General features: G+C 35.6%; 14 protein-coding genes and 1 pseudogene. 6 read left to right on the top strand and 9 right to left on the bottom strand.

Features of this window, described 5'->3' with window-relative positions; genetic code table 11:
* Positions 1-48: 48 nt before the first annotated feature.
* On the bottom strand, positions 49-2106 hold the full coding sequence (locus tag HWV59_RS16210; RefSeq protein ID WP_175639492.1) for a glycosyl hydrolase 115 family protein: 2058 nt from the start codon (positions 2104-2106) through the stop codon (positions 49-51).
* 343 nt (positions 2107-2449) lie between these two features.
* Between HWV59_RS16210 and HWV59_RS16215 the strand changes: the two genes are divergently transcribed.
* Positions 2450-2674, top strand: a complete 225-nt coding sequence (locus tag HWV59_RS16215) for a hypothetical protein (protein WP_102228921.1) — start codon at positions 2450-2452, stop codon at positions 2672-2674.
* Positions 2675-2705: 31 nt separating this feature from the next.
* Here HWV59_RS16215 and HWV59_RS16220 read toward each other — a convergent pair whose 3' ends face one another.
* The 3 genes and pseudogenes from HWV59_RS16220 to HWV59_RS16230 form a co-directional block, all read right to left on the bottom strand.
* Entirely contained in the window at positions 2706-5066 is a 2361-nt protein-coding gene (locus HWV59_RS16220) for an FdhF/YdeP family oxidoreductase (RefSeq protein ID WP_175639493.1), read from the bottom strand.
* 218 nt (positions 5067-5284) lie between these two features.
* Positions 5285-5644, bottom strand: a complete 360-nt coding sequence (locus tag HWV59_RS16225; protein ID WP_102228923.1) for a DUF2294 domain-containing protein — start codon at positions 5642-5644, stop codon at positions 5285-5287.
* A gap of 73 nt (positions 5645-5717) precedes the next feature.
* Positions 5718-6984: pseudogene (locus tag HWV59_RS16230) on the bottom strand (L-lactate MFS transporter).
* Positions 6985-7503: 519 nt separating this feature from the next.
* On the opposite strand from HWV59_RS16230, the gene fdhD reads away from it, so the two are divergent.
* The 4 genes from fdhD to HWV59_RS16250 all read left to right on the top strand — a co-directional run bounded on the left by fdhD (position 7504) and on the right by HWV59_RS16250 (position 10413).
* On the top strand, positions 7504-8295 hold the full coding sequence (gene fdhD / locus HWV59_RS16235) for a formate dehydrogenase accessory sulfurtransferase FdhD (protein WP_102228925.1): 792 nt from the start codon (positions 7504-7506) through the stop codon (positions 8293-8295).
* A gap of 13 nt (positions 8296-8308) precedes the next feature.
* Positions 8309-9331: a GTP 3',8-cyclase MoaA gene (gene moaA, locus HWV59_RS16240; protein WP_407941582.1), complete on the top strand. Its 1023-nt coding sequence runs from the start codon at positions 8309-8311 to the stop codon at positions 9329-9331.
* A 9-nt stretch (positions 9332-9340) separates the two neighbouring features.
* Positions 9341-9571 carry a group-specific protein gene (locus HWV59_RS16245; RefSeq protein WP_175639495.1) on the top strand — a complete coding sequence of 77 codons (231 nt, stop codon included), beginning with the start codon at positions 9341-9343 and terminating at the stop codon, positions 9569-9571.
* A gap of 311 nt (positions 9572-9882) precedes the next feature.
* On the top strand, positions 9883-10413 hold the full coding sequence (locus HWV59_RS16250) for a YceI family protein (protein ID WP_102228929.1): 531 nt from the start codon (positions 9883-9885) through the stop codon (positions 10411-10413).
* Positions 10414-10459: 46 nt separating this feature from the next.
* On the opposite strand, the gene speD is transcribed toward HWV59_RS16250, so the two are convergent.
* The 4 genes from speD to HWV59_RS16270 form a co-directional block, all read right to left on the bottom strand.
* Positions 10460-11266, bottom strand: coding sequence for an adenosylmethionine decarboxylase (speD, locus tag HWV59_RS16255; protein WP_102228930.1), 807 nt, complete (start codon positions 11264-11266; stop codon positions 10460-10462).
* Positions 11267-11433: 167 nt separating this feature from the next.
* Positions 11434-12078, bottom strand: coding sequence for an SDR family oxidoreductase (locus tag HWV59_RS16260; protein WP_175639496.1), 645 nt, complete (start codon positions 12076-12078; stop codon positions 11434-11436).
* A gap of 65 nt (positions 12079-12143) precedes the next feature.
* The gene (gene dacB / locus HWV59_RS16265) at positions 12144-13619 is read right to left on the bottom strand and encodes a D-alanyl-D-alanine carboxypeptidase/D-alanyl-D-alanine endopeptidase (RefSeq protein WP_175639497.1); all 1476 of its coding nucleotides are present in this window, start codon (positions 13617-13619) and stop codon (positions 12144-12146) included.
* Between the two features lie 124 nt (positions 13620-13743).
* Positions 13744-13845, bottom strand: coding sequence for a YjcZ family sporulation protein (locus tag HWV59_RS16270; RefSeq protein WP_084042975.1), 102 nt, complete (start codon positions 13843-13845; stop codon positions 13744-13746).
* Positions 13846-13993: 148 nt separating this feature from the next.
* Between HWV59_RS16270 and HWV59_RS16275 the strand changes: the two genes are divergently transcribed.
* Positions 13994-14662, top strand: a complete 669-nt coding sequence (locus HWV59_RS16275; protein WP_175639498.1) for an SOS response-associated peptidase — start codon at positions 13994-13996, stop codon at positions 14660-14662.
* A gap of 63 nt (positions 14663-14725) precedes the next feature.
* Here HWV59_RS16275 and HWV59_RS16280 read toward each other — a convergent pair whose 3' ends face one another.
* The gene (locus tag HWV59_RS16280; protein ID WP_175639499.1) at positions 14726-15337 is read right to left on the bottom strand and encodes an alpha/beta hydrolase; all 612 of its coding nucleotides are present in this window, start codon (positions 15335-15337) and stop codon (positions 14726-14728) included.
* Positions 15338-15348 lie beyond the last annotated feature (11 nt).

The following is a 15348-nucleotide window of genomic DNA, read 5'->3' on the forward strand; positions in this document are numbered from 1 at the left end:
TTTTAAGGTTTTATATTTTTATAGAGCCATCGTTTAATCCATCAGTTCCTAAAACTTTTCAGATAACCTTTTGGCTAGTTCATCATCACTTAACGGTTTTCGATGCGTATTTTCTAAATAAATATATTTTTCAGTTTCGGGCATTATATATTCTTTATACCATAGGAAAAAATCAGGGCTGTCTCCTTGCATTCTAAGATACTTCCGTAAAGCCTCAAGTGAATAAAGTGTGCTTTTAACATTTGTTAGCCAGTCTGCACGATAAAAACCCTTCCATTTCCCATGTTCTGACTCTTGAAAAGTTAGTAAACTATTTTGATAATCCCAAATGGATTGTGACACCTGAACAAACGCCAGTGGATGTTGATGATTAGTAAAACTTGTATAAGCCTTACACAGTGAGATGAACCCTTTGCAGCCAGACACGTGTAATTCAACCTGTGAAACAAAAAGATCATAAAACCTTTGCTGATCAGAGATTGATAGCTGTTCTGAAAGTTTTCGACATTGATTTAATAAGTCTTGCCAGCCATTTAAACCCTCTTGGCATTTTTGTAAGAACCAATTTACTTGTTCACTAAATGGAACTTCATTCGTTGCCCAAAATAACTTACCGTTAGGTGTATTTCCTCTTCCTTGAAGCCAATGACCAATGATTTTTCTTGCATTGTGATGATAAAATTCCTCTCCTGCCCGATCGTCCTCATTCGGACCATATTTGATTGTTTTCTCAAAAAAGCTCTTATATAGCTTGATCAGCTCATCATGATGACTTGAATAAAACCGATTAATAAACTGTTGATAATGCTCTCCAACATCAACTGTACCAGATGTCCATAATTGACTGACAAGATCTAGTGGATATAAATGCTGACGAATATTACCACTATTTAACAAAAGATAAGATGTAGCACTTGAAGAAAATGATTTTTCAATTTCTTCTTTTATTAATTGAGGTGGAGATGGAAACATTGTTAAATGATTCGACGCCTGAAGGTCGTGAAATGTGACATGATAATAAATTCCATGCTCTCCAGAATCATCTTCGGTAGGTAAAGAAGGGATCCGATAGTTCTCATTTCCTTGTCTCCTCGATACCATCTTTCCATATCCGTTATCCGCCCATATTTTCATAATTTCATCAGGCACTTGAATATGTCCTTGTTTATATAACTCAGCTATTTCACCATAAAGAGCCATACTACAAACCGGTTGATCAATCTCTTCACATAACATTTCGTATTGTCTAAGAACTACCTTCGATATCATAGCACCCCGCTTCTCAGGTGTATCAAATTCCGGATCATACTCCCAGAAAGGTGCATCACCTTGTCCTCTAAAGGAAAGAACCCATACAATCTTTTGCTCCTTTTGCTTCTGTATAGCCTCATACCATAATGCTTCAAATAAATCAGGATGTTCTTTATAGCTTGGTGTTTTACCCGGATACGCACGTAAAAACATTTCTGCTCCTAATGGTTCAGCATGATGATGTGTTACCCATAACCCCATCTCTGCTGCTAATTCGGTATGAATCCCATCCTTTGGAAGGTCAGTTCCAGGAATCACCATGTTCCCGCCACATCTTAATAATGCTTCAAATACCGGATACCAAACCTCTTTAGATGGTGGATACTCTTCTTTCCAGCCAATTAAGCAGACCTCATCATTTACAAACCAGCCTCTATATTTTACATGTTGTTCTTTAGATTCATAATTGTTAGCAGGAATAAGCACTTCCGACTTCTGTTCAACATTTAAATCTCCCCAAAACCAAAAAGGATCTATACCCAGATATTGTCGGCTATAATGAAGTAATCCATATACTAATCCAAGATCATCATACCCGATGATGTTTAGAATCCATTTTCCATCTTTCTGATGGAAGCGGAAACTAAATGCTTCTGGTCGCATAGGACATTCTTTTTCACTCTTTGCATAATAAAGTATAATCGTTGCATCCTGATCTGCTCCTAATTTTTGTATAGGCTGACAGCCGAATATCTTCTCATGATCTCTTTTAATCATATCAATGGCATGTTGGACAGACGTTGATATATTCTTTGGAATAGAAATGACACAATTTTCTTTAACAACTACATACATATACCGAATTCTCCTCCCTATGTAGTGATACTTTGACATATTTTTCGTATCATTCCTATTTTAATAGAGCGTTTGCAAATTCTTAATCCAATTAACAGAGTCTTTATGTTAGAAAACAGTTGCTCTTCATTCTTATAGGTATTTATGAGTGTTTGAATAAAAAGAACAGGATTGAAAGGATATTTTATCCAAATGTAGAATGATAAAACTAGAGGTTTTGCAGACGAAGATTTCTCACATGTGTGATGAGGACACTTTTCTTTGAATGGTTGGTATTAAGGTATATCATTTTGTGTTACAAAGTAACGACATTCTTTAAACTTTTAACTTAAAAGGAGAGCCAATGAATAGCCAACAAAATCTCGATAAAATGAATTTAATCCTTAAACATAATGAAGTGACGCAATTATTCATTTCTGTTCTGCAGGAATTGGATAAATTAAAGACAACTGAGGTTGAAGATCAACTTCTTAAAGTGAAGATGAGACAGAACTTACTAATTATTCAAGAAAAGTTAATCACACTTCAATTATCCATTCTAGGAGATGATCGGGATTCATCAAAATAGGCAGAACAAAAATTGTTCTGCCTATTTTGACTTAAACGGGTGCATTTACTTCTAAATCATCTATTGGTTTTTCTACATATTGAATATCTTTACGCGCATTATAACGATCCGCTTTTTCAACTGTCACAGATATATTATAATCCGGTATTCCTGCAAATTTCTCATATCTTCCTCTAGGTAAAAGAAAGTTTCCTTCAGGGAAATGTACCTCAAGGTTTCCTCTAGCAATGTCAACAAATTTTGCTCTTCCTTGGAAGACACCAAAACCATTGTAGACAACAATGCCTTCACCCTCTGCAACACTTAATTTTTTTGCATCTTCAGCATTCATTAGCACGTCGTAACGATCAGCACCGTTGAAAGGATCTGTTTCTTTGTAAACCATAGAGTTAAATTGTTTACCACGTCGGGAAGTAACGACAAATTGTCCTTCTTTCTTCCCTAATTCAGGGATCTCTACAGATATTAAGCTTCCTTTCCCGTCAGAGGTTGGACACACTCCACCTTCACAAAGCCATGCGCCCCCCCATTGGAATACATCCCCTTGTTTTTTCAAATGTTGAATTCCATCATAGTCACGATTTGCAATTGCAATTTCATCTCGAATTTCCTGTCCAGATTTAAAGTCAACAAGATGAGCTGTTTCCGGCTTAACCCGTTTCGCTAAATCAATATAAATCTTCCACTCTGCTCGGGCTTCTTTTATTTCGTTTTTATTCCCTTCAATTTGAGGTGAAAAATAAACCATTCGTTCAGTTGAGGTTGATGTGCCCCCTCCTTCTTGCTCATACCTTGTTTTTGCAGGGAGAACAATAACAGCTTCTTTTGCATCAACAAGTGTAGATGTATTGAAGATAATATCCTGATGCACACGTATATCCAGTTCAGATAACGCTTTTTCAACAAAATCAGGATCTGGCATTGTTTCTAGGAAATTTCCACCTGATAAATAATAAAGCTTAATTTTTCGTTCGTGATCTTCCGGCAGAACGATGTTTTCCAATGTAACCCCAACGATATCACCTTGCCATTTTGGTAATTCAAAGCCCCAAATTTGCTCCATTCGCTTAATGTTTTCCTCGTCAAACCCACTTCCCGGCAATACAAATGGATCTGCCCCCATTTCTCCTGCCCCTTGTACGGAAGAATGACCACGGAATGGCATTAAGCCATTGTTTTTACGACCAAGATATCCGCGTAATAAGGCGAGATTTGCTACTTGAGAAATATTGTCTGTTGCAAACGAATGCATAGTTAGACCTAAAGCCCACGCAAAAACTGCATTTTTACTATTTGCTAGTAACTCTGCAAGCTCAATTATTCTCTCTCTTGAGATACCGGAAGATTTAATGATTTCATCCCATGATTGTTGGTTCACATGATTTACTAGTTGTTCATATCCATTTACATGCTGTTGCACAAACTCATGGTTAATTGCTGATCCATATTGGGCTTCTTCCATCTCAAACCAATGTTTCATAATTCCATGCATAAAAGCAATGTCCCCGCCAATATTAACTTGGTAGAAATCATCAGCTAATTTAGTACCGAACAGTGCAGATTCCATATTTGATGGAATCCAATATTTATCCATCGCTGGTTCGCTATATGGATTGACCACGATAATCTTTGTTCCTCTTTTTTTCGCTTCAAGCATATATTTAGTCGAAACTGGAGATGCATTTGATGCAACACTTCCCCAGAACATTAATACATCCGTACCAAACCAATCTTGATAATTGGCAGTTGATGCTCCCACCCCAATGGAACGCTTTAAGGCTGTTTTACTTGGTGAGTGACAAATGCGTGATGCATTATCTATATTATTTGTCTCTAGGAATCTAGCTACTTTTCCTGCAACATAATAAGACTCATTTGTAATACCTCTTGATGTTAAATAAAATGCATACTGCTTCGGATCTAGTTGCTTCATTTTACTAGCAATGGTGTCCATTGCTTCATCCCATGTTATGCGAGAAAACCTTCTTTCACCTTTACGACGAATAAGCGGGTATGGAATACGCCCTAATTTTCGCAAGTCTGTGCTACTATATTTTCGTAATTCATCAATGTCAGCATGAACAATTTCCTCTTTTAAAGCAGGCATGGTATTCAGTCTTAGAACATTCATTCTCGTTGTACACATATGCGGCCCTTTTAATGTTTGGTCTTGTAAACCGGATACACCTAAGGCACAACCATCACAAACACCTTGTGTTAAGATTCGTGATGCATATCCAATATTGTCTTTGTTATCCCAAGCTACTTTCATTGTATCTCTAAAATGATGGGGCTTTACTTTACCAAGACCAAATGGAATTGGACTAACCCAGTGCTTTGGTTGTGGGGTTTTAGTCGCTTTTATTGGTCCTTGATGTTTGGTCTCTCCCATTTGAATCACTCCTTGTTAAGATGGTAGATATAGAAAAAACCACCGTAGACTCTAACAATGATAAGATGCAGAGTAAAACGGTGGTTAGTCTTTTGCAGGGTCGCTACTAAGTGCCATACCAATAATTATTATTTTATTACATATTTTTCAAGTTGGGGCATTATTTTGTCTTTCAAACTATTTTTTTATGAATCTTACTCAAATTTTTATAATGGCCATTATTTATTAAACTTTTGCTGTAAATCTTCATCAAAGACAAAGATGGACATACCGAAGTCTCTGTCAATATCGATATCAACAAATAAATCAACAAATTTACAACCTAAAAACTCTTCCATCTCTATAGGAGGGTTCTTTCTGTACATTTGTTTTACCATTTCCGTTCTTGCAGATCGTAACGCCTGTTTCCCTTCATCAGCACTGGCAATAAATCTTTCGACAGGTGATAAATTTCCTTCCATTTCACAAATTGCCCAGTTTTTACAGAACGTTGTTGTTATTTTACTTGGACCTTTGCCCATGTGCTTTTTTCGAAAAGAGCGAACGATATTACTAAATTCTGCCTCGTACTTGTTCATCATATCCTCCTACCCAATAGAGGTTTTAGCATGAGGTATTTTACCATATCTTCATGCAGTAATGGAAGTATTATTATCCTGCAATGGAATTTTTGGCACCTATATTTTGCTTGCGAAGTCGATTTATATCTTTGCGAATCAAAAGTGATACAACTAAGGCAATGACAAACAATCCTGAGAAAAATGTTAAGCTTGTTCCATAGCTTCCTGTTGTATCTTTCATCCAAGCAGCAAACATTGGGCCTGCTAAACCAGCTGCAGCCCATGCAGTTAGGATATAACCGTGAATGGCTCCTAATTGCTTTGTTCCAAATAAATCTCCAATATATGCAGGAATAGCTGCAAATCCTCCACCATAACAAGTATACACAACAGCTAACATAACCTGGAACAAAAATGCTTCTGTTGTATGTGGTAATAATGCAAATAATGCAATTTGCAAGACGAAGAATGTTGTATACGTATTTGGACGGCCGATATAGTCTGAAATAGAGGCCCAACCTAAGCGACCCAAACCATTAAAAATCCCTAAAATTCCAACAAGTGTTGCTGCCTCTGCAGATGTAAGTCCAATACTTTCTTCCGCTAAGGGCTTAGCCGCAGATAAAATTGCAATTCCACATGTTACATTAATGAATAACATAAACCATAAATAATAAAATCGTGTTGTTTTAACCGCTTCATTTGCCGTTAATTGTGATAAATCTTCTTTAATTCGTGTTTTCCCTGATTTTATCTTATCTTCAAGTCCTCTTGGTTCCCAATCAGCAGCTGGTTTTTCTAAATAGAGGGAGGATAATGTCATAATAATGAAATATGAAACCCCAAGAATATAAAATGTGTTGGCTGTTCCTACAGAATTAATCAGCCCTTCCATTACTGGACTGGCAATCGCTGCAGCGAATCCAAATCCCATAATCGCGAGACCTGTTGCAAGTCCCCTTCTATCTGGAAACCATTTTACTAATGTTGATACAGGCGCAATATAACCTACACCAAGCCCAATTCCTCCAAGAACACCATATGTAACGTAAAGAAAAGGAAGTGAGCCTAAACTAACAGCAAAGCCCGAACCAATTATCCCGGCACCAAAAAAACCAGCGGCAAGTAAACCAGCAGCTCTTGGACCATATTTTTCAACAAAATGACCTAAAAAGGCCGCAGATAACCCAAGAAATAAAATAGCAATACTGAATGTTAATTGTACTTGTGAAGCACTCCATCCAAACTCATCCATAAGCTGGATTTGTAAAGTTACTCCATGCATAAACAGATCCAATGGAAATATGGATCCCAACTGCAGATGCAGCAATTAACCATCGATTTTTTGTCTTTTTCATATAGTCAATCCCCCATTTTTAAGAAACTTGAAATCGCCACTCTTGTAGACCGAGAAAAGAGCATCATTAATAAAACAGCAAAGCCAAGTTCCTTATATTTAACGATAAATGGAATAACAGTGGTTTTTAGTGCTGAACTCTATCTCACTTTTAAAACTTTTTACATCAATAAAAACAAAGAAAACCGTCAATCCCCCTAAATAGATAACAAAATTGCTTATCTATCTATAGGGTGATTGACGGTTAGTATCAAGCAGGATTCGCTACTATCGGACCAACTGTTAATCGCTTTCATTTTTGCGACAATTTGAACCGACGACAGGATCGCTATCTCGGGATCAAAATGTTACAATATCATGAACATTGTATCGAAATCGTATCATGTAATCAATTCTTATGCAACATTAATTTTCCGTTATATACACCTTCTCCTGTTATCAAAAACAAACTTTCATACTTGTTAATGTCTACATAATATGATTATATGTTATGTATCTTATAGTTTAGGTGAGATGGTGAATGGACATGAAAATGAGTGTAAATCAAAATATCCGTAAATATTCAAATGGAAATTTATTTGATACAACCGATCATATCGTTACCGAATTCCCATTAACAATATTTGTAAATGACATGGAGTTTGCAACAATGGTGTGCACCCCTACACATTTTGAAGAAATGGTCGTAGGTTTTTTAGCATCTGAAGGTGTTATTCGTTTTTACCGTGAAATCGAAACGATCTCAATTGATGAATCTGCTGGTTATGCCTATGTAAAACTCGATCATGATGTTGCTACAAATCAACAATATTATTCGAAGAGATTTATCGGATCCTGCTGTGGTAAAAGCAGACAGTTTTACTTTCAGAATGATGTTAAAACGTCAAAGACCTCAATGAGTAAACAAACACTAACACCTTCACAATGTATCTTTTTAATGAAAGAAATGCAGAAAAGCAGTATTGTTTTTCAAGAAACAGGTGGAGTCCATAACGCAGCTTTATGTACCCCGGAAAATATGATTGTTAGCAGATCAGATATAGGCAGACATAATGCTTTAGATAAATTATACGGATATAGTATTTTGAAAGAAATTCCTGTACGTGATAAAATTATAGTATTTAGTGGAAGAATTTCTTCAGAAGTCCTTGTTAAAGCATCAAAAATAGGGGTTGGTATTGTTCTATCAAAATCAGCACCAACCGACCTTGCGATAAAACTTGCGGATGATTTAAATATTACAGCAGTAGGGTTTATTAGAGGAACTTCATTTAATGTTTATTCCCATCCAGAACGGATTATTGACAATTAATAAGGGAGGAATCGTGTTGACCAATCGTGATACTACTTATGATTACTTTGATCGCCCCCTGCGTGACCTGCGTATTTCGGTTACAGATAAATGTAATTTCCGCTGTACCTATTGCATGCCAGCTGAAATATTTGGGCCGGATTATCCTTTTTTAAAGAGACATGACTTGCTATCTTATGAAGAAATAGTACGTTTAACTAGCATTTTTGTCCAATCTCTAGGGGTTAAAAAAATTCGGATTACTGGTGGAGAACCGTTAATGCGGAAGGATTTGTCTATACTTATAGATCAGATTAACCAAATAAATGGCGTTGAAGATATCGCCATGACAACAAATGGTTATTTTTTACCTAAATATGCGAAAGAATTAAAAGAAGCAGGATTAAAGAGAGTATCAATTAGTCTTGATTCCCTCAATGATGAAGTATTTGGAAAAATTAATGGACGCGGTGTCTCTGTCAAATCTGTTATCGATGGTATTGACGCTGCAGCCGAAGTTGGTTTAAAAGTAAAAATTAATATGGTCGTTAAACGTGGAATGAACGAACATGAAATTATTCCAATGGCTAAGTATTTTAGGGAAAAAGGCCATATTTTAAGGTTTATTGAATTTATGGATGTTGGAAATACAAATCAATGGAATTTGAAGGATGTTTATTCTAAAAAACAAATCATTGAGGATATCCACCAAGTAATGCCGCTTGAGCCAATTGATCCTAATTATACTGGCGAGGTAGCAAGTCGTTTCCGCTATATCGGGTCTGAAGCAGAAATTGGTGTGATATCATCAGTATCCGATGCATTTTGCTCAACATGTAATCGAGCGAGATTATCGGCAAGTGGTTCTTTATATACTTGTTTGTTTGCTTCAATTGGTCATGATTTACGTGAGCAGATTCGTTCCCCAAAAACAGACATTGAGCTTGCCGAGCATATTAAAGCAATATGGCGAGGACGAAAAGATCAATATTCTGTTGAGCGTAGTGAGGCATCCCCGACAAGAAATAAAATTGAAATGTCACATATTGGAGGGTAATTCATCATTATGAGTACATGTAAAATCGATCATTCTACTGAAGATGTAAAGCAAAAATTACAAGAACAATCAACGTACCTTAATAGTCAATTAGTGGAGAAATGTTCCCGTTTTTTATCCACAGATATTAGTCAAGCTGATTTAAATGAATTATTCCATTTACTAAAAAAATATGATTTATCAACCGATGAAGAGAAAAATACACGGAACCAAAAAATCGAAGCATTACTTTCAAAATAATTATTGTAAAATAATAAAAAAGGATAGCTCATGGCTATCCTTTTTTTATTCTCAACTTTATTAATCTAGTGTACTAGTAGAAGTTCATGATGATTTAATCTTTTTCTGTTTGCTCTTCTATGGATGCAATAAACTCCACCTTATTTAAATAAAATATTTCTACTTTCCAATAAGTTATCTTTAAAATACAGGTTCTCTCCCTACTTTTTTTCGTTGACTTTCCATTTATTCCATTATATAATTTATCTCGGAGTTATAAATCTTTAAGTTGAGATATTTTAAACTAAGTTATTTTATTGGAGGAGAAAAAAATGACAAAAACGAAATGGAATCTTGATCCAACACACAGTGGCGTTGATTTTTCAGTTAAACATATGATGTTTGCAACAGTTAAAGGCGGCTTTAAAAGCTTTAATGCTGACATCGAAGCTGATCCAACAGATTTAACAACAGCTGATATTACCTTTACAATTGATTTAGCAAGTGTTGATACACGTAACGAAGATCGTGATAATCACCTGCGTTCTGCAGATTTCTTTGATGTAGAAAATCACCCTACAATGACATTTACATCAACTTCAATTGAAAAAACAGACGATAATGAATACAACGTTACAGGTGACTTAACATTACACGGAGTAACAAAATCCGAAACATTTGCCGTTACTTTTGAAGGAACTGGTCTAGATCCATGGGGAAATGAAAAAGCAGGTTTTGGTGTAGAAGGTAAGTTAAAACGCAGCGATTATGGCTTAACTTGGAATGCTACATTAGAAGCAGGCGGAGTACTTGTTGGAGATCAAATCAAGGTTTCCCTTCAACTTCAAGCTGCAAAAGCATAATTGATTAAAAAGGGATTGAACGATAATAGTTCAATCCCTTTTTCCTTTAGTTCATATTCTTTCCATAAAAGATTTCATCCATTTCTTTTGTCAGACTAGCCGTAATTTGTTCCTGCTCTTCTTTGCTTAGCTTATCCTTCGTATATCCAAACAAATAATTATTTAGGTCAAATTGCTTGAGTTTACATTTGGTATGGAAGATATTTTCTTGATAAATATTTACATCAATCATATCAAATTCTTCCTTTACTTCATCAGGTATATAATTTTGAATCGAACTAATATCATGATCGATAAATAATTTATCTCCTTTAATATCCCTGGTAAAGCCGCGTACTTTATAATCCATTGTTAGGATGTCTGTATCGAATGAATGAATTAAATAATTCAATGCCTTTAAGGGAGATATTTCTCCACAAGTTGATACATCGATATCCGCACGAAACGTACTAATTCCCTCATTTGGATGGTATTCAGGATATGTATGAACGGTAATATGACTTTTATCCAGACCCATTACAACCGCTTCTGGTAAAGGACCGGGGGATTCATCAAAAGACTCTGTCGGCACTTCCACAACAGGACCTTCCGATACTAAAATGGTTACACTTGCCCCTTGAGGGACATAATCTTGTTTGGCGATATTTAGTACATGGGCACCAATAATATCGGTCACATTTTTTAATATATTCGTTAGCCGTTCGGCATTATATTGCTCATCTATGTATTCAATATATGCCTCTCTCTCTTCCCTTGTTTTTGTATAGCATACATCATACATATTAAAGCTTAGCGATTTTGTTAAATTATTAAATCCATGCAATTGAATGCGTTGTTCTGGAGTCAGTTTCATCTTTCTTCCCCCTTAATGAAATTTATACCGAGTCATGCTTACATGTTTATATTACCCATTTTAAAAAAAGACAATCATTTGATTCTAACCAAGCTAAATAAAGCCAGATAACCTTATTCATTTATTATGATTTGAATAGATATGTAAAAAGCACCCCAGTTGGATGCTTAAAGATTATTTAATGCCTCTGTAATTGGATCTTTTCCTGCTACTAAATCAAAAGAACGGTTTTTCGTATGTTCATTTGTTAAGGACTCACCAATCGTTTTTGCTACATCCTCACGAGGTATAAAGCCTCTTTCAAGCTTTTCACCAACTGAAATTTTTCCCGTTCCTTGTTCATTAAGAAGTCCTCCTGGGCGGATAATCGTATATGTTAGATTTGACTGCATAAGCACACGATCTGCATAGTGCTTCGCGACATAATACGGCTTTATTGCTTCATTCCAATTCTCACGATTATTCGCTTGAAGTGCACTCACCATGATAAAACGATCAACACCAGCTAATTCGGCAGCTTCCATCGTTTTTACAGCTCCATCAAGATCGATTAATAATGTTTTATCCGCACCTGTGCTACCTCCAGATCCTGCTGTGAAAACAATTGCATCACACCCTTTTATTGCCTGTTGTAATTCAGTAACACTGCCCTCTAAATCGGCAATAACCGTTTCAATTCCTTTATTAGCAAATACTTCTTTTTGATTTTGATTTCTAATCATAGCCAAAACTGTGTGTTCTTCATGTGTATTTAACATTTCCGTTAGCTTTTGTCCAATTTGTCCATTAGCACCTACTACTAATACCTTCATTATTTCATCTCCCTTCTTTTGTACAATTATTTCAAACAATCAATAATAGTTCAAAAATTTTGTTTCTATTCTAACCCATTTAGCAGGATAGAAAGTATTTTTTCTTCAATGACCTTCCCTTCTTCTTCATCCTGCAAATGATTTAAAATAATTGAAAAAATAACTTTTTCACCATTATTTGTTTGCAAATACCCTGTTAAAGAACTTACATTTGTCAATGTGCCGGTTTTTGCTTGAACCTTTTGTTGAAGAGGAGAATTTATCATTCTTTTACGTAATGTCCCCCCTATTAATTTATCCTTATCCCCTGCAACAGGTAGTGATTTAGACATTAAAGGGAACCATTCTTTGTTTTGAGACCTATATAATAACAGAGTTAACGTATTTGGTTGTGTTGTATTTACATGTGATATCCCTGAACCATCTCTAAAAACTGTGTTATCTATCTCAATTCCGATTTGTGCTAAAGCATTTTTTTCGGTTTCTAAACCTGCTTCCCAAGTACCTTGATTTTTTGTGAGTTGTCCCATTTCTTTCACTAGTGTTTCAGCTATGGTGTTATTACTTAATTTTAGAAATGGAAAAAGGATTTCTGAAAGTGGTTCTGATTCCTGTAAAAGCAACTTCTTGCTATTAAGTGGGGTTTTATCTGTAATAAAATTTCCTTTCACATCTATTCCTTGGTTAGCTAATTCCTTTTTGAATAGCGCCAGTGTATACCTTGTAGGGTCCCAAACTGAAATCCTTTCCTTAACCAATGTACCTTCTTCAGGAATTGATCCTTCAATTAACACTTCATTATTACCGTGACCACGTGTTATGTTTATTTTTTCTTTACTCCCTGCTTCTGTTGTTTTTGCTTTATTATGTACCAGGACATAGTCAGTAATAGGATATATTGTGACTTCAGGTTTTCTCCCTTTTTGGCTTGGTTTTACTTGGACAATAATCGTTCCGGCATCATAATCTTCATCAGGAGAAACCGTTAAAGCAGAAATTTGTGCCCCATAATAGGCAGTTTCATCTGACCAAGGGATATCCATGGAATATCGAACTTTATCATAGTGTGTATCATCTGCAACCAAATCACCAACAATCTTTCGGATGCCTTTTTCTTTTAATTTTTTTGTTATGGATTCAATATCTTTTACGGTAAGTGAAGGATCTCCTCCACCTTTTATATATAAATTCCCTTTCAATACACCATTTTTCTTTACATTCCCGTTTGTTCTAATTTCCGTTCTAAACCTATAGTCTGGGCCAAGAGTTGTTAACGATGCAATTGCTGTAAATAATTTAAAACTTGATGCTGGTGTTAGGCTTGTCTCACCATTATAAGAATACAATATATCACCTGTTGAAGCTGATCGTACACTTATACCAGCAATCGCTCCTTTTAGCATTTGATCATTTGATAAAAAGGATTGAAGCTCTGTTACTCCTTCCGCTTTAAGCTCAATGGCATATGATTTGCTAAGTGAAAACGTAGATGTAATTAGAGTTATCATTAAAAACAAAAGAAACCAAATTTTCTTAATCATATTTTGACCAAACTCCCTTTTTCAATCTAAACTTTAATTTCTTCAACCTTTTCGTTTTTATCCTACCTAGCTAAAAAAAGAAAACCCAAGATCATGTACATGATCTTGGGTCCTTTTTTACATTTTAGTAACCAATATAAGAAGCTCCAATGATGATTAAAAGAATAAACAATACAACGATTAGAGCAAATCCTGCTCCGTAACCATATCCGCCTGCGCCGCCCATACTATCACCTCCAGAACTGTTTATATACTATATGTAACAATACTCTTCCACGTTATAGGCAAATTACATTAAATAAGATCTTTATTAGTTCCTTTTTTCATTTTCATCAGATAAACTGTATGTATAACTTTTAATGGAGGTCATGTCCATGTGTGGGCGATTCTCGTTAGCAACAGAACAATCTGTTATTGAAGAACAATTTGATGTACTGATTCAGGAAGAACTTTCTTATCGATATAATATTGCTCCTTCTCAGGATGTGTTTGTGATTGGTTCCAACGGACAGGACAGAATTGGAAGATTAATGCGTTGGGGACTTGTGCCACCTTGGTCAAAAGATATGAAGATAGGGTATAAAATGATTAATGCTCGGTCAGAAACGATTGATGAAAAAGTTACCTTCAAAACACCTTTTTTAAAAAAGAGATGTTTAATTATCAGTGATGGGTTTTATGAATGGAAGAAGAATGGCAAGGATAAACAACCTTATCGATTTGTCATGAAAGATCGACGACCTTTTGCATTAGCGGGCCTGTGGGAATGTTGGAAACAAGATGAGAAACCGCTATTCACATGCACCATTCTGACAACAGAAGCAAATAAAGTAACGGAGAATGTTCATGATAGAATGCCTGTTATTTTGCGGAAAGATGACTTAAATATGTGGCTCGATCCTAATTTTCATAAAGTAAAAGAATTAAAATCTTTGCTTGTACCTTTTGACGAAGATTCAATGGAAGCATATAAAGTATCCAATATGGTTAACTCCCCTTTACATGATGTAAAAGAATGCCTGGAGCCTATTAATAGCAAATAAAAAGGAGTTATACTTACACTTCGACTTATATGTTGAAATGTAGTAGACAACTCCTTTTTTAGCTTATTTAAAGTTCATTTCATACCAGTTTTTTGCTTGCTCAATTTCTTCTCTTGTTAATTGGTGGCCGGCTTGACCCCAATGTTCTGTTACATTTGCATCGGCATTTCGTAACGCTTCAGCTAATTCCTTCGTTTCCTGCATAGGTATTAGAGGATCATTCACACCTGCTCCAATAAAAATTGGTGTTCCTGATAGTTTTGGAATTTGCACACCTCTTATAGGCACCATAGCATGTAGCAATACAGCTCCTTGTAAAGTGTTTTCATGATGGTACATTAAGCTTGCTGCAATATTCGCTCCGTTTGAATACCCAATTGCCAGTATACGATTGCGGTTGAAATTGTACTGTTTTGCACTCTTATCTAAGAAATCATTTAATTCTTTTGTACGAAAAATTAGATCTTCTTCATCAAACACGCCTTCAGATAAACGACGAAAAAATCGAGGCATGCCATTTTCAGATACATTACCTCTAACTCCAAGAACTGATGCTTCTGGAGCAATCATTTCTGCAATCGGTAATAAATCTTTTTCGTTTCCACCTGTACCGTGTAATAAAAGCAATGTGGGAGCATTGATATTTTTTCCTTCAATATAAATATGTTTCATCATTATTCCTCCTT

Origin of the sequence: Metabacillus schmidteae (assembly GCF_903166545.1) — a bacterium.
GTDB classification, from domain to species: Bacteria; Bacillota; Bacilli; order Bacillales; family Bacillaceae; genus Metabacillus; species Metabacillus schmidteae.